This window comes from Caballeronia sp. RCC_10 (assembly GCF_041360715.1).
Classification (GTDB): Bacteria; Pseudomonadota; Gammaproteobacteria; order Burkholderiales; family Burkholderiaceae; genus Caballeronia; species Caballeronia grimmiae.
The window spans coordinates 549,400-568,927 of sequence record NZ_JBFUPT010000002.1 but is presented as its reverse complement, the minus strand read 5'-3'; the positions used below and the strand labels follow the sequence as shown (position 1 = coordinate 568,927).

At 61.9% G+C, this 19,528-nt stretch carries 18 protein-coding genes and 1 pseudogene; 8 read left to right on the top strand and 11 right to left on the bottom strand.

The window, feature by feature from the left end:
• Positions 1-2: 2 nt before the first annotated feature.
• The gene (locus tag AB6804_RS07115; RefSeq protein ID WP_370885853.1) at positions 3-1,388 is read right to left on the bottom strand and encodes a cytochrome P450; all 1,386 of its coding nucleotides are present in this window, start codon (positions 1,386-1,388) and stop codon (positions 3-5) included.
• A 430-nt stretch (positions 1,389-1,818) separates the two neighbouring features.
• Between AB6804_RS07115 and AB6804_RS07110 the strand changes: the two genes are divergently transcribed.
• Positions 1,819-2,553, top strand: a complete 735-nt coding sequence (locus AB6804_RS07110) for an ABC transporter substrate-binding protein (RefSeq protein WP_370885852.1) — start codon at positions 1,819-1,821, stop codon at positions 2,551-2,553.
• 29 nt (positions 2,554-2,582) lie between these two features.
• On the opposite strand, the gene AB6804_RS07105 is transcribed toward AB6804_RS07110, so the two are convergent.
• The 4 genes from AB6804_RS07105 to AB6804_RS07090 form a co-directional block, all read right to left on the bottom strand.
• Positions 2,583-3,107, bottom strand: coding sequence for a DUF4142 domain-containing protein (locus AB6804_RS07105; RefSeq protein ID WP_370885851.1), 525 nt, complete (start codon positions 3,105-3,107; stop codon positions 2,583-2,585).
• 135 nt (positions 3,108-3,242) lie between these two features.
• Positions 3,243-4,949 (bottom strand): methyl-accepting chemotaxis protein, encoded by a 1,707-nt coding sequence (locus AB6804_RS07100; protein WP_370885850.1) that lies wholly within the window; start codon positions 4,947-4,949, stop codon positions 3,243-3,245.
• Between the two features lie 225 nt (positions 4,950-5,174).
• Positions 5,175-5,333 (bottom strand): hypothetical protein, encoded by a 159-nt coding sequence (locus tag AB6804_RS07095; protein ID WP_370885849.1) that lies wholly within the window; start codon positions 5,331-5,333, stop codon positions 5,175-5,177.
• Between the two features lie 169 nt (positions 5,334-5,502).
• Positions 5,503-5,967 (bottom strand): ribonuclease, encoded by a 465-nt coding sequence (locus tag AB6804_RS07090; RefSeq protein WP_370885848.1) that lies wholly within the window; start codon positions 5,965-5,967, stop codon positions 5,503-5,505.
• Positions 5,968-6,127: 160 nt separating this feature from the next.
• Between AB6804_RS07090 and AB6804_RS07085 the strand changes: the two genes are divergently transcribed.
• The gene (locus AB6804_RS07085) at positions 6,128-6,376 is read left to right on the top strand and encodes a hypothetical protein (protein ID WP_370885955.1); all 249 of its coding nucleotides are present in this window, start codon (positions 6,128-6,130) and stop codon (positions 6,374-6,376) included.
• Between the two features lie 20 nt (positions 6,377-6,396).
• On the opposite strand, the pseudogene AB6804_RS07080 reads toward AB6804_RS07085, so the two are convergent.
• Positions 6,397-6,756 (bottom strand): annotated as a pseudogene (locus AB6804_RS07080) (H-NS family nucleoid-associated regulatory protein); the annotation flags it as partial.
• A gap of 471 nt (positions 6,757-7,227) precedes the next feature.
• Between AB6804_RS07080 and AB6804_RS07075 the strand changes: the two are divergent.
• From AB6804_RS07075 to AB6804_RS07060, 4 genes are all read left to right on the top strand, one after another.
• Complete coding sequence (locus AB6804_RS07075) at positions 7,228-8,589, top strand: MFS transporter (protein WP_244797161.1); 1,362 nt, start codon at positions 7,228-7,230, stop codon at positions 8,587-8,589.
• 26 nt (positions 8,590-8,615) lie between these two features.
• Positions 8,616-9,587: a dipeptidase gene (locus tag AB6804_RS07070; RefSeq protein WP_370885847.1), complete on the top strand. Its 972-nt coding sequence runs from the start codon at positions 8,616-8,618 to the stop codon at positions 9,585-9,587.
• Between the two features lie 53 nt (positions 9,588-9,640).
• Entirely contained in the window at positions 9,641-10,213 is a 573-nt protein-coding gene (locus AB6804_RS07065) for a PAS and helix-turn-helix domain-containing protein (RefSeq protein ID WP_035962597.1), read from the top strand.
• 118 nt (positions 10,214-10,331) lie between these two features.
• Entirely contained in the window at positions 10,332-11,735 is a 1,404-nt protein-coding gene (locus AB6804_RS07060; RefSeq protein WP_370885846.1) for a glycerophosphodiester phosphodiesterase family protein, read from the top strand.
• 12 nt (positions 11,736-11,747) lie between these two features.
• Here the strand turns inward: AB6804_RS07060 and AB6804_RS07055 are convergent, their stop codons facing one another.
• Together AB6804_RS07055 and AB6804_RS07050 are read right to left on the bottom strand one after the other, a co-directional pair.
• Positions 11,748-13,061 (bottom strand): MFS transporter, encoded by a 1,314-nt coding sequence (locus tag AB6804_RS07055; protein ID WP_370885845.1) that lies wholly within the window; start codon positions 13,059-13,061, stop codon positions 11,748-11,750.
• Positions 13,062-13,102: 41 nt separating this feature from the next.
• Positions 13,103-14,377, bottom strand: coding sequence for a glucarate dehydratase family protein (locus AB6804_RS07050; protein ID WP_370885844.1), 1,275 nt, complete (start codon positions 14,375-14,377; stop codon positions 13,103-13,105).
• 153 nt (positions 14,378-14,530) lie between these two features.
• Between AB6804_RS07050 and AB6804_RS07045 the strand changes: the two genes are divergently transcribed.
• Positions 14,531-15,235: a GntR family transcriptional regulator gene (locus tag AB6804_RS07045; RefSeq protein WP_370885843.1), complete on the top strand. Its 705-nt coding sequence runs from the start codon at positions 14,531-14,533 to the stop codon at positions 15,233-15,235.
• Between the two features lie 10 nt (positions 15,236-15,245).
• Here AB6804_RS07045 and AB6804_RS07040 read toward each other — a convergent pair whose 3' ends face one another.
• Together AB6804_RS07040 and AB6804_RS07035 are read right to left on the bottom strand one after the other, a co-directional pair.
• On the bottom strand, positions 15,246-16,883 hold the full coding sequence (locus AB6804_RS07040; RefSeq protein ID WP_370885842.1) for a methyl-accepting chemotaxis protein: 1,638 nt from the start codon (positions 16,881-16,883) through the stop codon (positions 15,246-15,248).
• 133 nt (positions 16,884-17,016) lie between these two features.
• Positions 17,017-17,835, bottom strand: a complete 819-nt coding sequence (locus AB6804_RS07035; protein WP_370885948.1) for a class I SAM-dependent methyltransferase — start codon at positions 17,833-17,835, stop codon at positions 17,017-17,019.
• Positions 17,836-17,974: 139 nt separating this feature from the next.
• Between AB6804_RS07035 and AB6804_RS07030 the strand changes: the two genes are divergently transcribed.
• Positions 17,975-19,045: an SDR family oxidoreductase gene (locus AB6804_RS07030; protein WP_244797169.1), complete on the top strand. Its 1,071-nt coding sequence runs from the start codon at positions 17,975-17,977 to the stop codon at positions 19,043-19,045.
• 49 nt (positions 19,046-19,094) lie between these two features.
• Here AB6804_RS07030 and AB6804_RS07025 read toward each other — a convergent pair whose 3' ends face one another.
• Positions 19,095-19,514 (bottom strand): organic hydroperoxide resistance protein, encoded by a 420-nt coding sequence (locus tag AB6804_RS07025; protein WP_370885841.1) that lies wholly within the window; start codon positions 19,512-19,514, stop codon positions 19,095-19,097.
• Positions 19,515-19,528: the final 14 nt, after the last annotated feature.

The window sequence follows — 19,528 nt, the reverse complement described above, 5'->3', positions numbered from 1 at the left end:
CGTTATGACCGCACCGCGAGCGTGAGCGGCATCCGGTCCGGCACCATCGTGAACGCCGATACTTCCTTGATGGTCGCGGGATCGGTGGCGAGTTCGATATTGAAGTGCCTTGTCATCATCGATATGACGAGGCGCATTTCCACGGCGGCCAGATAGCGCCCCGGACACACGCGCGGACCCGCGCCGAACGAGAGGTAAGCCTTTTGTTCGTGCGCTGTGCTTGCTGCTGTTCGATGTTGCAGCCAACGGTCGGGAAGAAACTCGTCGGGTTGCGCGAAGTTTTTCGGGTCGAGCATGCAAGGCCGCGTGAGGTAGAACATGCGCGTGCCGCGTGGCAAGAGCACGCCGCCGACATTCACGTCCGTTAGCGGCTCGAATGTCTGTATCGCGGCGACGGGGCGCAGACGCAGCGCTTCGCTGCACACCGCTTCGCACAGATCGAGCCGCTTCAGTGCCTCGAAGTCCGGGCATACCCTGCGATGGCCGAGCGTATCGAACGATTCGTCGGACACGCGACGCTGCAAGTTGGGATCGGTGGCGATGTACATCAGCGCCCACGCGATGGCGTTCGCTGTCGTATCCTCGCCCGCGACGAGCAAGGTCAGGACGTTGGCCGCGATCTGCTCGTCGGTGACGGCGGAACCGTCGTCGTCATGGGACAGCAACATCGCTTCCAGCAGGTTGCCGGGCGGCGCACCGGGACATGCGGACAAGCGCCTGCGCGCTCGCTCGATCATCGTATCGACATACTCGTGCACGCTTGCCATGGCACGCGCAAGACGCCTGTCCTGTGGAAGGCTGAAGTAACGCCAATACGGAAAGAGCGCCGAGACGCGCCGCATCAGTGCAGGCGGTATGAGCGCGAGGTGTTCCTGAATGACGCCGCGATCCCGTTCCAGCGTGTGCGGGTCTTCACCGAATGCGAGCGTGCTCGTCACATCGACCGTGTAGCGTTTTAGCTCGTCGGTCATTTCGAGCGTTCGGTGTGCGTTCGCGGCCTCTCGCAGCCGGACGAGAAAGCGCTCGGTGATGGCGGCCAGCGCCGGGAAGAACGACTTGATGTTCGATGGAGACAGCGCGTGCATCACGAGCCGGCGCTGCGGCGCCCACGCCGCGCCTTCAGCGGAAAACACGCCATTGCCGCCGAGTTCCGCGAGCACGGATTCCATCGGCGCGATGCGTCGATAGACATGAGGCCGCTCGCGCATCACGGTCTGGAACAGGTCTGCCTGCGTCCACACGGTGATCGGCAGCGGGCCGAGCTGCACGCGATAAGGCGACCCGTAACGCTTCGCCCAATGCTCGAGCGTCAGATGCAGCTTCGGCGGCGCCAGCTGAAAGAGATTGCCAAGAACGGGCAGACCGGGCGGGCACGGAAGATTCTTCACGGTACGCAGGGCTCCGCCAGCGCCATGCTGAGTGCAGGCCATCACTCACCTCCGTGTTTCGGACTCGACGGCTCCTATGACAGAGGATAGAACATCGGGCGGCATCAGTGAAAAAGGCGCGCCGTTCGACGCGCCTTCATTCCTGACTTTCGGTTGCCCGACTTCTTGAACGCGGCTTTGTCGCCCGCGAACATCATCACGTGCGACAGTTCCGGCCCCGAGTCGTCGCACGGAGAAGCGCGGGCTTAAACTAACATTTCCCGTTGCTCTCGACGTCAATGAAGCTCGCCGTCCTTTCAAATCGGAATGAATGAGGATCTGTCGTGGATTCAGTCAAGCGCGTGAACCGCGTACGCCGGCTGCTGTCTTATCGATCGATGCAGCATCGACATTCCCGATTTCCAAACCCTGAGCGTTTACCGACACCATCATGCATATCGATCAAGACGTCGTTCGGAAGATTGCGCCTGAAGGCAAATTGCGGGCGTCCATCAATCTCGGCAATCCGATTCTCGCGAACAAGCACGCGGAAACGGGCGAGCCGTTCGGCGTATCGATCGATCTCGCGCGTGAGTTCGCACGGCGGCTCGGCGTCGATATCGAACTCGTCGTCTTCGATACCGCCAGCAAATCGGTCGAAGCGGTCGCGAACGAACAGGCGGATATTGGCTTCTTCGCGATCGATCCGTCGCGCGGCGCAAGCATCGCGTTCACGGCGCCGTATGTGCTGATCGAAGGCTGCTATCTCGTGCGCGACGAGTCGAGCATCCGGCGCAATGAGGACGTGGACCGCGAAGGCGTGCGCGTAACGGTCGGTAAAGGCAGCGCCTACGATCTCTTTCTGACGCGCGAACTGAAGCATGCGGAGATCGTGCGCGCGCCGACATCGCAGGCGGTCGTGCAGACGTTCATCGAGCAAGGGCTGGATGTGGCGGCGGGCGTGCGTCAGCAACTGGAATCCGATGCCGCGCGCACAACGGGATTGCGGCTGCTTGGCGAGCGCTTCATGGTCATCCGGCAAGCGATGGGCACGCCCAAGAGCCGTGGCGAAGCAGCAGCGGGTTTACTGCGTGCATTCGTGGAAGACGTGAAGGCGTCGGGCTTCGTCGCCGATGCGCTGAAGCGGCACGGGATTGAAGGTGCGTCAGTGGCGCCGGCGGAATAGAAGCGGCTCGCGCGTCGGCAAGCATCGACTCATCGACGCAACGCCCACTCCAGCCGCTGCGCCTGATCGAGATGCAGTATGCAGGCTGGCCGCGACGCAGCCATCAGCGCCTTGACGTCCGCACTCGTCGTCGTGCGGACGAAGTCATCCACCGCCGCGATCGATCGCTGATGCCACGCGATTTCATGTTCCAGATACGCAAGGTCGAAGTCACGGCCTTGCACATCATCGAGCACGGCAAGGTCATCGCGTATCTGCCGCGATAGCGACTCACTCATCGCGCTCGGCCGGGCCTGTTCGCCAAGCTGCTGCAACATGGCGGCCACCTGACGGTTCATGCTGTCATGTTCGGCAATCACTCGCCGCGCGTAATTCTGCACGCTTCGCGACTGCGTTCTACGCAACGCAAGCTCGCCCGCCGCGACTTCCGCCTGATTGGCGACGATGAAGACGCCGACCCTTTGCGCATCCGTGAGACGCATGCCCTGCGCGTCCGCGCGCAGGCTTGATGCGATAAGCACAAGCATGACTGCAATGCGCGATAGATACTTCATGTCTCGCCTCGTGAGGACACACGGCGTTAGCAAATGAGTGCAGCTCGGGCTATTGCATCGAACTCACTCGCTGGCTATGCAGCGCGGCAGACCAGACTATCACAGCAGTCACTCGCTCGCGGACGCGGGCGGCCTTTAGAAAGTCTCCCAGTCCTTGTCCGACGACGCGGTTGCCATCGCCGTGGCAGCGGCTTTCACCGGCTCGCGTTTCGGCGCTGCGGGCGCGGTGCGGCTTTGCGTGCGTTTGATCGTCGCCGGCCGGGGCTGGCTTTCGATGGCAGACGCAACGCCTGCACTGTCCCGGTTCGTTCGGAAAATCGCGACCGCCTGACGAAGCTGTTTCGCCTGATCGTCGAGTGAGCCGGCTGCTGCTGCGGCCTGTTCGACGAGCGCGGCGTTCTGCTGCGTCACCTCGTCCATTTGCGTGATGGCCTGATTCACCTGCTCGATGCCCCGGCTCTGCTCATGCGATGCCGACGCGATCTCACCCATGATATCGGTCACGCGCTGGATCGCGGACTGCACGCCGCGCATCGTATCGCCGGCCTTTGCGACCAGTTCCGTGCCCGCGCCGACGCGATCGCCCGATGTGTCGATCAGCGCCTTGATCTCTTTCGCCGCGCTCGACGAGCGCTGCGCGAGGCTGCGCACTTCGCTTGCCACGACGGCGAAGCCGCGGCCCTGTTCGCCTGCCCGCGCGGCTTCCACCGCTGCATTGAGGGCGAGAATGTTGGTCTGGAAAGCAATGCCTTCGATGATGCCGATGATATCCGCGATCCTGCCGGAGCTTTCCTGGATGCCGGCCATCGTATCCACCACCTGGCCGACGATGGCTGCGCCCTCGTTCGCCACCGCACTCGCGTTATCGGCGAGGCCGCTTGCCTGACGCGCGTTGTCGGCGTTCTGCTTCACGGTGCCAGTCAGTTCTTCCATGCTCGCCGCCGTCTCTTGCAGCGAAGCGGCCTGCTCTTCCGTGCGCGCGGACAGGTCCGTGTTTCCGGCGGCGATTTCATTGGTCGCGTTCGCAATGGCCTTCGCCGATGCCGTGACCGCGCCGATCGCGTCGAGCAGGCGATCCTGCATCGCCCGCACGGACGCCATCAGGCTCTTCTCGTAACCGGCGGGAACATGAACCGATTCGGTCAGGTTGCCCGCTGCGATACGTTCGCATGCCTCGGCGACGTCTTGCGGATCGCCGCCCAGTTTTCTGAGCACGTTACGGATGATCCAGCCGATCGCCACGGTCAGCAATACACCGACGACGCCGACGATTCCAAGCATCTCGATGAGCCGCACGCCGAACTCGCGATCGATGTCATCGACATAAGCGCCGGTATAGACATGCCAGTCCCATGCGCGGACGTATTCACCGTAGGCGCTTTTCGGAAGCGCTTCGGTTTCGCCCGGCTTCGGGTAGAGATAGCTCGTGAGGTGCGTGCCGTCGAGTCCGTGCTTGACGATTTCGGCGGTGAAATGCTTGCCTGTCTTGTCGACGAGATCGTTGATCTTGTTTTCGGTCTCGGGGCGAATCGGGTTCAGCAATTGCAGCATGTTCGAATCGACGACCAGCATGTAGCCGCTTTGACCGTAGCGAATGGGCCGCAAATGGGCGATGGCCGCCTGTTTCGCATCGGCTTCCGACATCGCGCCGCTTTGCGCCTGCTTGACGTAGTGATTCACGACGCTCACCGCCGATTGCACTTGCTCGGCCAGGCCGCGTTCGCGGTCGTGCATCATCATCGTGCGGGTCATCGTCGCGCTCAATAGCGACAGCACGATCAGGCTCACCCAGATGAACCCGACGGTGCTCCACAATGTCGCCTTGAAACTCAGTCTTCTCATTTGCTCCGTCCTCTTCGCATTACGCGTGCGTCTCGATCTTTCGTCGGCCTTTCGGCCACTGGATGAAATATCGGCGGATGAAGAGGAAAGTTGAGTGTGGACGCGATGGCGGCGTCGAGGCGATGAGAACTGGCAGTCCCGGCGCATCAAGTTCGACGCGAAGATGCCGTAAACGAGAGACGTGGCGTCGTTCAGGGCGTGTCGACGGAACGCGTGAGCAGACCGCTACTGACGCTCCACGCTCGCGTTCTCCAGTCGCTTGAACAACGCTTCATGCTGCGAGTAGAGCGCCACGAGTTTCGACCTGTAGTCGTCCGCCACGCCCAGCCCATCTTTCACAGCGTGATTGCAGCCCGCGCGCCGCAGTCGCTGTTTTCTCTGCACGAGTTTCATCCGCAGACGTTGTTTCATGGCTGATGAGAAGCGATAGTCTGGCGGCCTCGTCAGAACGTTGGAGAAATGACACTTCGCTGAACAGAACGCACAGCGACGAAGCAATGCGATTTGTCAGTCGCGCTCTTACAGACAAGCGAATCGGTTTCAGCGCCCGAACTCATTCCGCGATTCGTTTGAAGGTCACGTAATAATCGTCGGTGTAATAGCAGTCGCTCGTCTGCTTGCGCGGCCCGCCACACACAATGCGCCGTTGCCCGCGATCTGTCGAACCGGGCGTCCGCACCGTGTAGGCATGGTAGTAGCCGCGAGGATGCTGCGGCAACAATGTCGAGCTGTTGCGAAACAGGACGCCGTCCTCGCCAAAAGGAAAGGGGCCGCCCGCCTTGATCAGACGCAGTGTTTCCACTGCTTCGGCCGGCAATTGCGCCTTGGCGACGGCAGACAACGCACCTCGTTCCTGCACGCTCGATGCGGCAGCGGCAGATGCCGCGCTCGCCGCCTGCGCCGCCTGAGTCGCCGAAGCGCCGGATTCCTGAGTCGCGTTCCGGGACCCATCCTTATTGCATCCGCAAATGATCGCGCTCACGGCGATCATGCAGGAGAAAGCCAAAGCGCGCTTCATCAAACGGTTGTCTCCGGGTTGACCCGCATTCAACGACGACGAACGATTCAAGGATATCCGTAGTGGCAACCCGGATCAATGATCGGCCGAAGATCTCGTCAGGCGCAGCGCGCTACTCCGGCAAAATCAGACAGCCTGATTCGACGCTGCGAGCGCCGACGTGTCGGCACCGGATGCTCCCGCGTTATTCTTCGCGGCGGCAGGCGCGGCCTTTTTCGAAGCGGCCTTTTTCGAAGCGGCCTTTTTCGAAGCGGCCTTTTTCGAAGCGGCCTTCTTGCTTACAGGCTTATTCACCGAAGCAGACGCTTTCTTCGATGCCTTTTTCGAAGCAGCCTTCACCGTTGCATTCTTGCGAGCGCCTCCGGTAGCGGCTTTATCGCTCGAGGACTTCTCGTCCGAGCCGGCTTGAGCCGCATCGATCAGAAAGCGGGTTCTGTCTCTCGCATTGGCCAGCCACGCCGGCGCCTTGCCTCGGCCGCTCCACGTCGCGCCCGACTTCGGATCGCGATACTTCGCCGGCTGCGGGCCTCTCACGTAATTGCCGCCCGCAGCAGACGCCTTCTTGGTCGTTACCGTTGCGCTCGCCGCATTACCGTCGATCAGAAACCGATTCCGATTCTTTGCGTTCGCAATCCAGCCCGGCGCGCGACCGCGGCCGCTCCATTCAGCACCGCTTTTCGGGTCGCGATATTTCGCGGAAGCAGTCGATTCGGTTTTAGGTTCAGCGCTTCGAGTTTCGTTTCGAATGCCTTGACCGAGATCATCGACGGTTAAACCGTGTTCCTTCATTAGTCGCTGAATTCGCGAAATGACGCCCGCCGACTGCTTTTTTCTAAGCGCTTCAGCCTGTGCCTGCAGCTTCGCAATCCTTGCGTTCAGGCTATCAATCGTTGCCATTGTCTTTCTCCCATTTAATGACGATGTCGCGACTATGCCATATAGAGGGCACGCTGAGCGAATAAGTCGCGAACATGGATCGTTTAAATCGCAACTTTTTATCGCTTCGATGATTTTCGAACCGATTTCTCACAGAAATGAAAAGAGTTGTAGGGTGATTTCTGAGTGAGATGAAATCCATTCGATTCGACACAAGAAATCGGCAGTGGCCGAAGGCCGTCCATTGACGCACCTTCGTCGCCGCTCATTCATCCGGCGCCGCGCCGATTACCTAGGTAATTGGCACGTATGGACCTAGGTAATTTGAGCCTCTACTCTCGTTTGGACACCGCAAGGCACCGACACTTGAAGAGGAGAGGCACCATGCCAGCGCAACACACGCAGGAAGTCGACACCGGAACGTTGCGACGCGTCATCGCCGCCGCCTCGATTGGCAACTTCGTCGAATGGTTCGACTTCGCCGCATACGGATTTCTCGCCACCATGCTGACGCGCGAGTTCTTTCCGAGCGGCGACCCCACGGTCGGATTGCTGAAGACATTTGCGGTCTTCGCAGTCGCATTCGCATTCCGGCCGCTCGGCGGATTGTTCTTCGGCATCGTAGGCGATCGAATTGGCCGCAAGCGAACCCTCGCTTTCACGATTCTCCTAATGGCCGGATCGACGACGCTCATCGGCCTGCTTCCGACATACGCGACTATCGGCTACTGGGCGCCGCTGCTGCTGACGGTGATCCGCTGCGTGCAAGGGTTTTCCGCAGGGGGCGAATATGCGGGCGCTTGCGCTTACGTGATGGAACATGCGCCGCGCCGTCGCCGCGCGTTCTTCGGCAGTTTCGTCCCGGTATCGACGTTCTCGTCTTTTGCCTGTGCCGCCGTGGTCGCGTATCTGCTGGAGTCGTCGCTGTCGTCGCAAGCGATGATCGACTGGGGCTGGCGCGTGCCGTTCCTGATCGCCGCGCCGGTCGGTCTCATCGGCGTCTATCTGCGTGTGAATCTCAACGAAACGCCCGCGTTCAAGGCGCTCGAAGGGAAGCATGAAGTCGCGCATGCGCCGCTGATGGAAACCCTGCATTCGCAGTCGTGGAATATCCTGAAGCTCGGCGCGTTCGTGTCCGTGACGGCGCTGTCGTTCTATACGTTCACGACGTACTTCGCGACTTATCTGCAAGTGGCCGGGCATCTCTCTCGCGGCACGTCGCTGCTCGTGACCGTGCTCGCTCTCTTCTTCGCCGCGGCCCTGTGCCCGCTCGCCGGCTTGTTCTCCGATCTGGTCGGCCGCCGCGCGACGATCGCGACTACGTGCATCTTCATCATCGCGTCGGTGTATCCGGCATTCTCGCTGGGCGGCTCCGGTGTGCTGTCGCAGTCCTTGTTGGGCGTCGCGCTGCTGGCCATCGGCGCGGTGCTTTCCGGCGTCGTGACTGCGCCGCTCATGTCGGAAGTGTTTGCGACGAAGACGCGCTACACCGCGTCCGCCATCACCTACAACCTTGCGTACACGATCTTCGGCGGCACCGCGCCGCTCGTCGCCACATGGCTCATCTCTTCCACCGGGACGAATCTGTCGCCTGCGTACTATCTGATCGCGGTATCGATCTTTGCGATGATCGGCGGCCTGTCATTGCTCGAAACGTCGAAAACCGCGCTGGAAGATGCCGGAGCGGCGACGGATAGCCGAAACAAAGCCGCCAGCGTCAAGCGCGCATACAAGCGCACCGTCTGAGCGGCCTTCATGGAGAACATCGAACAATGACCACCCTTCACGACTCGAGCATCATCATCGACGGACTGAATATTTCGAAATTCGAGCGTTCAGTTTTCGAAGACATGCGCAAAGGCGGCGTGACCGCCGTCAACTGCACCGTTTCGGTCTGGGACGACTTCCAGAAGACCATCGACAACATCGCGGAAATGAAGCAGCAGATTCGCGAATACAGTGAGATTCTGACGCTGGTGCGCACGACCGACGATATCCTGCGCGCGAAGAAAGAGAACAAGACCGGCATCATTTTCGGCTTCCAGAACTCATATGCGTTCGAGGACAACCTCGGCTATATCGAAGTGTTCAAGGAACTCGGCGTGAATGTCGTGCAACTCTGCTACAACACGCAGAATCTCGTCGGCACCGGCTGTTATGAGGCCGACGGCGGTCTCTCGGGCTACGGCCGCGAAGTGATCCAGGAGATGAACCGCGTGGGCATCCTGGTGGATCTCTCGCACGTCGGCGCGAAGACGTCATCGGATGCAATCGCGTGTTCGAAGAAGCCCGTTACCTATTCGCATTGCTGTCCGTCGGGGCTCAAGGAACATCCGCGCAACAAGACCGACGAGCAGCTGAAGGAAATCGCCGATGCCAACGGCTTCGTCGGCGTGACGATGTTCGCACCGTTCCTGAAGCGCGGCGCCGACGCAACGGTCGATGACTATCTCGAAGCGATCGAGTATGTGATCGATGTGATCGGCGAAGACAAGGTCGGTATCGGCACGGACTTCACTCAAGGTTACAGCACTGAGTTTTTCGACTGGATCACGCACGACAAGGGACGTTATCGCCGGCTGACGAACTTCGGCAAGGTCGTGAATCCGGAAGGCATTCGAACGATCGGCGAGTTTCCCAATCTCACCGCCGCGATGCAGCGCGCGGGCTGGAGCGAGTCGCGCATCAAGAAGGTGATGGGCGAAAACTGGCTGCGCGTGTTCGGCGAAGTCTGGAACGGCTGACTCGAACGCAGGCCGGCTACACTACATAGGAGCCTACGTACGCGAAAGACCCCATGCCGACCACGACCGATACGACGCGCAATCTCGACTACGAGGACCTTTTCAGGCATCTGCCCGTGGCGGTCATCGTGGCGCGCGAGCGAATCATGGTCGACTGCAACATGCGGGCTCTCGAACTGTTCAGGGCGGAACGTAGCGACATAGTCGGTCAGTCGTTCTCCCGCCTTTATCCGCAGCAGAAAGACTTCGCGACGACCGGCCGCCGCCTCGGGCCGCTCATCGCGAAGCGCGCTGTTTTCAGCGACGATCGCATCATGCGCCGCATCGACGGCACGCATTTCTGGGTGACGGTGCGCGGCTTCGGCTATAACCCGAAGCGTCCCTTCGAACTGGCGATGTGGACATTCACCGATCTATCGGAGAACGTGAAGCAGACCGACGTCGCGAGCACATTGACCGAGCGCGAACGCGATGTCGCCGCCTGTCTCGTGCACGGTATGACGAGCAAGGAGATTGGCAAGGAGTTGAACATCAGCCCGCGCACAGTCGACATTCATCGCGCGAGCCTGTTGCGAAAGTACGAAGTGCGCACGACGCCCGATCTCATTGCGCGGCTGCTTGCGTGAGTAGCCAAGTCCCGAACGCCCTTGTGCTACTGAAAGCCGATTGAGAGCTTCCGGACATATGAGGGTCATCGCGCTCTCGCAATATGCGCGGGGACCATCATAAGGACACGGAAAGCCGATGAAGCGCGATCGTAAGCCCTCTCTATCCGCAATACCGAAGTTGTCGCTGGCACTGACTGCACTGGCCTTGGCCCTTGCAGCCTGTCATGGCGACGGAAACAACACGACACCCGCTGCGCCCGCTCCCGCCGCTTTCTCGACGCTCGACGGCAAGATGCCGCTCGTCATCGGGCACCGCGGTCTGCCGGGCTTGCGCCCCGAAGAAACGCAGCCGTCGTACGAACTGGCCGCAACGAACGGCGCGGATGCGCTCGAAGAAGACCTGCACTTGTCGAAGGACTGCGTGCTCGTCGCGCGCCACAATCCGTGGCTGTCGGACAATACGAACATCGCGGATGTCGCGAAGACCAACGCATCCGTTGCCGCGAGAAAACGCACGGTGCCCGGCGTGCTCGTCAACGTGAAGTGGCAGACCACGCCGCAGACCGGGCCTTCGCAATATCTGACGGACCTGACCGATCCGAACGATCCGAAGTCGGTGTTGAAGTCGCTGATCGTCGATGGCGAGGATCACACCGGCGACTGGTCGATCACGGACTTCACGGCCGCCGAACTCGGCACGTTGATCGGCGGCACGACCTACGATGCCGCCAGCGAGCGCCCGGCGGAATACAACGGCAAGTATCCCGTTCTGACGTTCCAGCAGATCATCGACATTGCGAAAGCGCAGAGCGCCGCGACGGGCCGCACGATCTCCGTCTATCCCGAGACGAAGAACCCGACATGGAACAACGCACAGGCCATCGCCAACGGATGCGGCGCGCCGGGCAGCCATCCGCTCGAAGATGCGCTCATCAAAATTCTCAACGACAACAATCTGAACACGCACGACGCCGCTGTATTCGTGCAGAGCTTCGAGCCGTCGAGCCTGCAATACATGCGCGCGCATGGCCTCAACACGAAGGCCGTGCAGTTGATCGACGGCTATGACGTCGACTATCGCACGGGCGCGGTCGTCTACAACGAGATCACGGATAGCCGTCCGTTCGACTGGACCGTCGCCGGCGATCCGCGCTGGTTCGATGCGATGCTCACGCCGCAAGGTCTCGCGCAGATCAAGACGTATGCGGACGGCATCGGTCCGTGGAAGCCGCAGATCGTACCGCTCAAGATCACGCCGTTTCCCGCGACGAACGCGGATGGCTCGCCTTTCGTCGGCTCAACGGCACAGGCGACCTCGCAGCCCGCGACGAGCGTCATCGCCGATGCGCACAAGGCCGGCCTCTTCGTGCACGTCTTCACGTTCCGCAACGAGAAGAAGTACCTTGCTGCAGACTACAACGGCGATCCCGCGGCGGAGTATCTGAAGTTCTACCGCCTCGGCGTCGACGGCGTGTTCACGGACTTCGCCAATACCGGCTATGCGGCGCGTGCGGCGTATCTGAAGGAACTGGGGCGATAACACGCGCCGGCATCACGTTCCGCGCCGCGTGACCTGCGCATGACCCCGCACGGCGGGCGTCATGCGCGCGAAGAAGACGATGACGGCAGCCACTACCGACACCACCGCAAGCGCGGTCAGCCCGCCCTGGATGGAGCCGGTCTTTTGTTCGAGGAAGCCGAACGTCGCCGGCGCGACAAAGCCGCCGAGATTGCGGATCGAATTGATGAGCGCAATCACCGGCGCGGCGATACGTGCATCGAGATAGCCTTGCGGAATTGGCCAGAACAACGAAGAAGCCGCCTTGAAGCCGATTGCCGCGAAGCAGATCGCGACGAACGAGAACACCGCGCTGCCCGTCCCCGCCGCGTACATGCCCGCCGCCGCGATCAGCAACACGCACGCGACCCACGCCTGTTGAAACTTGAAGCGCGCCGCCAGCGCCGCGAACACGTACATGGCGACGATGGAGATAAGCCACGGAACCGAGTTGAACAGGCCGACCTGAAAGTCGTTCAGATGCCCCATTTTGCGGATGATGCTCGGCAGCCAGAACGTTGCGCCGTAGATCGTCAGCGACACCGAGAAGTAAATCAGGCAAAAGATGATGATCTGCGGATCGCGCAGCAGGCTCAGCGCCGATGGCCTCGCGACATGCGTCGCTTCGCGCTCGCGCTGCTCCGCTTCGATTTCGCCGACGAGCGCATCCTGCTCCGCGCGCGTGAGCCACTTCGCGTCGTGCGGCTTCGAGTCGAGCCAGAACCACACGAAGCCCGCGAGCACCACCGACGCCATGCCTTCGATGATGAACATCCACTGCCAGCCGTGCAGGCCATGACCTTCGATCAGCAGCAATGCGCCGGAAATCGGCCCTGAGAACACGGAGGCGAGCGCCGAGCCCGAGAGAAAGATCGCCATGGCGCGGCCACGTTGATCGCGCGGCAGCCATTGCGTGAAGTAGAACACCACGCCGGGAAAGAAGCCTGCTTCGGCCGCGCCAAGCACGAGACGCATTACGTAGAACGAGGTCTCGCCTCGCACGAACGCCATGCCGACCGCCGCCAGCCCCCACGTCACCATGATGCGCGTGAGCCACGCTTTCGCGCCGAAGCGCTGCAACAGCATGTTCGACGGCACTTCGAACACCGCATAGCTGACGAAGAAAAGCCCCGCGCCGAGACCGTACGCCGCCGCGCCGATGCCGAGATCGGCGCTCAAATGCTGCCGCACGAAGCCGATGTTCACGCGGTCGATGTAATTGACGATGAACATCACCACGAAAAGCGGCAACACGTGCCACTTGATCTTTCTGACGGCGCTGTGCAGCGCGTCGGCTCGATTGCTCATGAATCTGTCTCCTTCGTTATGGGGGTCGAGCGTCGAGCCGGTCAGAAGCGCGGGTTCTTGCCGCTGAAGTCCGGCTGATACTTGCGCATCTGCGTGAGGTCATCGCGATTGCGCACGCCGCAGGTCAGATATTGCTCGTGCAGCACGGCAAGCTGCTCGCGGTCCAGTTCGACGCCGAGACCCGGTGTCGTCGGCACGCGGACTGCGCCGTTGTCGAACTTGACGCGGCCGCCCTTGATGATCTCTTCCTCCTGCCACGGATAATGCGTGTCGCAGGCATAGGTGAGATTGGGGATGCTCGCGGCGACATGCGTCATCGCCATCAGGCTGATGCCGAGATGCGAATTCGAGTGCATCGACATGCCGAAGCCCCACAGACGGCACATGCGCGCGAGCGTCTGCGTGGCGCGCAAGCCGCCCCAGTAGTGATGATCGGAGAGCAGCACCCTGATCGATCCCATCTCGCAGCCACGACGGAAATCGTCCATCGTCGTAATGACCATGTTGGTCGCGAGCGGCAGCTTCGTATGCTTCTGCAACTCGGCCATGCCTTCGAGACCGGGGCACGGGTCTTCGTAGTATTCGAGAATTTCATCGAGTTCGGGGGCGGCCTCGATGCTCGTCTTCAGTGTCCAGTTCGCGTTCGGGTCCAGACGCAGCGGCATGCCGGGGAACGCTTTCGCGAGCGCCTTCATGCACGCGATTTCATGCGATGGCTCGAACACGCCGCCCTTCAGCTTGATACTTTGGAATCCGTAAAGATCGATCATGCGCCGCGCCTGCGCGACGATCTGCTCCGGGCTGATGCCCTCGCCCCACGCATCCGGCGCGTAAGGCCGGTCGATATGCTCCGCGTACTTGAAAAACAGGTACGCGCTATACGGCACCGCATCGCGCACCTTGCCGCCGAGCAGATCGACGACCGGCGCACCGACCATCTGCCCTTGCAGATCCAGCATCGCCACTTCGAGCGTGCTGATGACCTTCGGCGCGTTCTTGGCCGCGTGGGATCCGGGCGCAAGCTCGAACTCCACCGCGCCGGGCGTCGCCTTGATCGTCGCGCGGACGCGCTCTTCCATCGCGTTCAGATCGAACGGCGAAAGGCCGATAGCCAGCGACTTTGCCTGGTCGAGCACACGCAGCATCGGTTCGTCGCCGTAGGTCTCTGAGATGCCGATGCGGCCATCGCTCGTCTCCAGTTCGACGATCGCGCGCAGTGCCCACGGCTCGTGAATGCCCGCCGCGTTGAGCAACGGACCGTCGCGGAAGGCGATCGGCGTGATTCTGACCTGGGTGATGGTGATGTCGCGCGTCATATCGGAAATTCCGGTAAACAAAGAAGTCCGTACATCTTAAACACTAATATATTAGTGTTTTATCAGTGAAAGTACCGAGGGCGGCCAATTGTTCGGCCTGGCCGCGCGGATTGGTATGCTAGGGCCGAATCCGTCTTCCACTCAGCTTTCAGCATGAACCTCAACGACGCACCACCGGGGGCGCATCGCCTCGACCGCTCCCGTCACGCCGCCCCGCAAGTTTTCGAGCGCCTGCGCGCAATGATTGTTTCGCTGGAACTCGCGCCCGGCAGCGTGCTGTCGCGTGCCGATCTCGCCGCGCAATACGGCCTCAGCCAGACGCCGGTGCGCGACGCGCTGATCAAGCTCGGCGAGGAAGGACTCGTCGATATCTTCCCGCAGCACGCCACGGTCGTAAGCCGCATTAGCGTCAGCGCCGCGCTGCAAGCGCATTTTCTGCGCCGGTCAATTGAAATAGAGGTGGTCCGCACGCTGGCGATCGAACGCGACGCCGCGCTGATCGGCCGTCTGCGCGCGACCATCGACGCGCAAAGCCGCGTGCTCGATCCCGCCGATAACGAGCGCTTCGTGCTGCTCGATCAGGATTTTCACCGGCAGATGCTGGAGGCTGCGGGCGTGCCGCAATTGTGGGAACTGGTGCGGCGGCGCAGCGGGCATATCGACCGGCTGCGGCGGCTGACCTTACCCGTCGAGGGGAAGACGTCGGCGGTCGTGCGCGATCACACGGCCATCGTCGATGCAATCGAAGCGAAGGAGCCCGACGCCGCGCAAGCCGCGATGCGCAGCCATCTGTCGGGCACGCTCGGACAGATCGACCAGATTCGCGCGAATCATCCGGACTTTCTGACGGATCACTAGCGGCACAACGTCAGAAGGTGGCCCAGTCGCCTTCCGCCGTGGCAACGGCCTTGGCGGCGCGCTTCGGTTGCGCGGCGCTGCCCGTCGACGCAACCCTGGCCGATGCCGGTGCGCCCGTGCGGAACACCGCGACCGCCGCGCGCAACTGCTCGGCCTGATCTTCGAGCGAGCCCGCCGCGGCCGCCGCCTCTTCGACGAGCGCGGCGTTCTGCTGCGTCACCTCGTCCATTTGCGCGATGGCCTGATTGACTTGCTCGATACCCCGGCTCTGCTCGTGCGATGCCGACGCGATCTCGCCCATGATGTCCGTCACGCGTTGAATCGCGGTGCCGACGTTCTGCATCGTCTCGCCCGCGCGGGCTACGAGTTCGGTTCCCGCCTGCACGCGGCTGCCCGACGTTTCGATCAGATCCTTGATCTCCTTCGCGGCAGTCGACGAGCGCTGCGCGAGGCTGCGCACCTCGCTTGCCACGACGGCGAAACCACGCCCCTGCTCTCCGGCGCGGGCTGCTTCGACTGCCGCGTTGAGCGCGAGAATGTTGGTCTGGAACGCAATGCCCTCGATCATGCCGATGATCTCGGCAATCTTGTCCGAGCTTTGCTCGATGCCCGCCATCGTCTCGACCACCTGACCGACGATCGCGCTGCCTTCGCTGGCCACCGCGTTGGCGGTATCGGCGAGGCTGCTCGCCTGCTTCGCGTTATCGGAATTCTGCTTCACCGTGGACGTCAACTGCTCCATGCTGGCCGCCGTTTCCTGCAACGACGCGGCCTGTTCTTCGGTGCGTGAAGACAGATCGGTATTGCCCGCCGCGATCTCCTTGCTGGCGCTCGCGATCGCCTCGCTGCTGCCGCGCACGCTGCCGACGGTGACCGCGAGCTTGTTCTTCATCGCCGCGACGCCGGCGAGCAGTTGCCCCATTTCGTCGTGACTCCTGATGATCACTTCTCGCGTCAGATCGCCGCTCGAGATATGTTCGAAGTGATCGAGCGCCTGAGCAAGCGGCGTCATGATTGCGCGGCGCAGGAAGTACCAGCCCGATACCGCGGCGGCGATACCGACGAGCAGCGAAAGCATGCCAATGATGCGCAGCGTCAACACCTTGCTGTCGTTTTCCGCATCCTGACGGGCCGCATCGGTGAGCTGATACTCTCGCAGCGTCCTGAACGCGGCGCTCACGCGATCATACGACGCGGGCAGTTCCTTCAACGCCGAGCGGCGAACCTGTTCCTGATCGTGCCGGTCGATAGCCGCACCGAACGTTTCGATGGCCTTGCGCATGTCGGCGCGGGCCGCGATGACATCCTTCGCGATCGCCTCCTCATCCGCGCCGCGCGGAATCGCGTCGTACTTCTTGTACCAGTCGTCGGAGTTAATCAGAAGGCTCTCGGCGCGCGCACGCATTTGACTCGCGTCCGGCGCATCGGGATCGAGTGCATAAGCGTCCAGTTGCATCCGTGCACGGCTCATATAGATGTCGGAGACCCCTAGCGCATTGACGGACGGCAGCGTGCTGAGACCCAGGTCTCTCGCCGATGCGTCGATCGAGTTCATTCCGTACAGACCGAAGCCTACGCAGACAGAAAGCAGAACGCCCAGAAAAGTCATGGTGAGCGCAAGCCGCGCCCGGATTGTCAGAGTCTTCATCTATTTCGCCTATGCGCGCGCAAGGAACAGTATCCTCGCGCCGGGTCTTTGGGTGCTTACGTGGGTGCTTCTGCTTATCGGCCCGCATGCGCGAAACTGTAATGCATCTGTAGTCTTCGACGACCCAGAGAGGTCACGCCCTTGCGGTGATGACTATCGCCTGCATCGCGCCCTCGACGGGGCCGTGCCCGAAGCTATCGGCGATGGCGGCGGCGCATGCATCCGTAGTAGTCGATAACGTATCGGGTCCGCGCGCTTCGAGTTCGAAGCGCAACGGCGTGCCCTGGCAGAAGCCGATCGCGGCCGTCATCGGCGAATCGGCATGGCTGCTGTCACGCACGACTTCGAATGACACATCTTTGTCGAAGCCACTCGCGCGAAGGTCACACTCGATGACCGAACGTTCGTAATAAGCATGCGGCGTGCGTGCGAAGAACATCGGCGGATCGGCGGGAAAGATGCGCGACATCGTCTCCGTGACGATGAAAGCGAACGCGTTGTTTTCGATGCAGTCCCATACGTTGAAGATGAACGCGCCACCGGCGCGCAACACGCGATGCATCTGCGCGAAGGCTTCAGGCTTGTCGGGGAAGAACATCGCGCCGAACTGGCAGACGACGGCATCGAAAGACGCGTCGTCGAAAGGCAAGTGCATCGCGTCGGCCTGTCGCCACTCGACGGGTCTTGCCGTGCCGACCGCTTGCGCGCGTTCGAGCATGGCCGGGTTGAGATCAGTGGCGACGATGACCGTCGCTTCGGCGAGCGCATTCGCCAGCGCGCGCGTGACGACGCCCGTCCCCGCCGCGACTTCGAGCACGCGCGTTGGCCGTTGCGACGCGACGCGGGCCGCGATGTCGTCGGCATAGCGTGCAAAGATCAGCGGCACGAGGCAGGTGTCGTATATCTCGGGGATTGCACCGATGAAGCGCTTGTCGGCGTTGTCCTTGTCGATCATGTCGCGCTCCCTTTGCCGTGCATGCATGGGCGGTGGTATGAGTCTAGGTGATCGCGGCCCCCTCAAGCAGGCTTTCGCACAATCCGTCACACTAGGGCGATGACATCGTTCAACTCACGCACGAGCACGCAAAACAATGGATAAACGAGCACTCATCATCGGCGCAACGGGCATCGTCGGACGCAATCTGTTCGAGCATCTTCAAACGCACGGCGACTGGTCGATCGCGGGGCTATCGCGCGGCCGAACGCCTGCGCCCGCCGGCATGGAGTCGATCACGGCCGATCTCACATCGGCGTCATCCGTCGCGGATGCCCTGAAAGACCAGGAATTCACGCACGTCTTCTTCACCGCATGGTCGCGCCAGGCGACTGAGGCCGAAAACATCCGCGTGAACGGCGCGATGGTGTCGAACGTACTGGACGCACTGGGGCCTTCGGGCGCGATCACGCACGCCGCGCTCGTCACGGGGCTGAAGCACTATCTGGGACCGTTCGAAGCGTACGCCAAGGGCACCGTTCCGATAACGCCGTTTCGCGAGGAGCAAGGCCGGCAGCCGGTCGACAACTTCTACTACGAGCAGGAAGACCGGCTCTTCGACGCGGCGGGGCAGTTCGGCTTCGGCTGGAGCGTGCATCGTCCGCATACGATCATCGGCTATGCAGTCGGAAATGCGATGAACATGGGCGTGACGCTCGCCGTCTATGCGACGCTTTGCAAGGCGACCGGCGAGCCGTTCGTGTTCCCCGGCTCCGCTGCGCAGTGGAACGGCCTCACCGACATGACCGACGCGCGCCTGCTCGCGCGGCAACTCGAATGGGCCGCGACGTCGCCGATGGCGCGCGACGAAGCGTTCAACGTGGTCAATGGCGACGTGTTTCGCTGGAAGTGGATGTGGGAGCGTATCGCCGGATATTTCGGCATCGAGCCCGCGCCCTTCGATGGCGAGACACGGCCTCTGGAGAACCGCATGCAGCATGCGGGCAAGGCATGGGCCGACATTGCAGCGCGCCATGCGCTGGCCGAAGCGGACATCGACAAGCTTGTTTCATGGTGGCATACCGATGCCGATCTAGGCCGCCCGATGGAAGTGCTGACCGATATGTCGAAGAGCCGCAAGGCCGGCTTCCTCGATTATCAGAGCACGCCCGATGCCTTCTTCGAGCTGTTCGACCGGCTGAAGGCGGAACGCATCATTCCGGCCTGAACCGGGGGCAAGGCGTGCAGCGCTGCACGCCTTCCGTCCGACGATTGCATCACACCATGCGAATGGTGACGTCGATATTTCCGCGCGTCGCCTTCGAATACGGACACGTGCCATGCGCGCCCTCCACGATGGCCGCGGCCACGTCGCGTTCGATGCCCGGCAGCGTCACCGCGAGCCGCGCACGCAACTGATAGCCGTCGGCGTTGGTGCCGAGATCGACTTCGGCGTCGACGGCGGTATCGGCGGGCAGCTTCACCTGCAGCTTCGCGGCGGCCTTGGTCATCGCGCCGATGAAGCAGGCCGACCAGCCCGCCGCGAATAGCTGCTCGGGATTGGTGCCCGCGCCCGCCGATCCGGGCGGCGAAAGTTGCAGGTCGAGCCGGCCGTCGGTGCTGCGCGCGTGGCCCTCGCGGCCTCCCGTGACATGCGTGCTGCCGGTATAGAGAACAGTGTCGATGGGCTTGATCATGGTGTCATCCTCAA

Coding starts and splice junctions, on each gene's coding strand:
- AB6804_RS07110 (WP_370885852.1), top strand. CDS start 1,819: ATGCATATCGATCAAGACGTCGTTCGGAAGATTGCGCCTGAAGGCAAA.
- AB6804_RS07105 (WP_370885851.1), bottom strand. CDS start 3,107: ATGAAGTATCTATCGCGCATTGCAGTCATGCTTGTGCTTATCGCATCA.
- AB6804_RS07100 (WP_370885850.1), bottom strand. CDS start 4,949: ATGAGAAGACTGAGTTTCAAGGCGACATTGTGGAGCACCGTCGGGTTC.
- AB6804_RS07090 (WP_370885848.1), bottom strand. CDS start 5,967: ATGAAGCGCGCTTTGGCTTTCTCCTGCATGATCGCCGTGAGCGCGATC.
- AB6804_RS07075 (WP_244797161.1), top strand. CDS start 7,228: ATGCCAGCGCAACACACGCAGGAAGTCGACACCGGAACGTTGCGACGC.
- AB6804_RS07070 (WP_370885847.1), top strand. CDS start 8,616: ATGACCACCCTTCACGACTCGAGCATCATCATCGACGGACTGAATATT.
- AB6804_RS07065 (WP_035962597.1), top strand. CDS start 9,641: ATGCCGACCACGACCGATACGACGCGCAATCTCGACTACGAGGACCTT.
- AB6804_RS07060 (WP_370885846.1), top strand. CDS start 10,332: ATGAAGCGCGATCGTAAGCCCTCTCTATCCGCAATACCGAAGTTGTCG.
- AB6804_RS07055 (WP_370885845.1), bottom strand. CDS start 13,061: ATGAGCAATCGAGCCGACGCGCTGCACAGCGCCGTCAGAAAGATCAAG.
- AB6804_RS07050 (WP_370885844.1), bottom strand. CDS start 14,377: ATGACGCGCGACATCACCATCACCCAGGTCAGAATCACGCCGATCGCC.
- AB6804_RS07045 (WP_370885843.1), top strand. CDS start 14,531: ATGAACCTCAACGACGCACCACCGGGGGCGCATCGCCTCGACCGCTCC.
- AB6804_RS07040 (WP_370885842.1), bottom strand. CDS start 16,883: ATGAAGACTCTGACAATCCGGGCGCGGCTTGCGCTCACCATGACTTTT.
- AB6804_RS07030 (WP_244797169.1), top strand. CDS start 17,975: ATGGATAAACGAGCACTCATCATCGGCGCAACGGGCATCGTCGGACGC.
- AB6804_RS07025 (WP_370885841.1), bottom strand. CDS start 19,514: ATGATCAAGCCCATCGACACTGTTCTCTATACCGGCAGCACGCATGTC.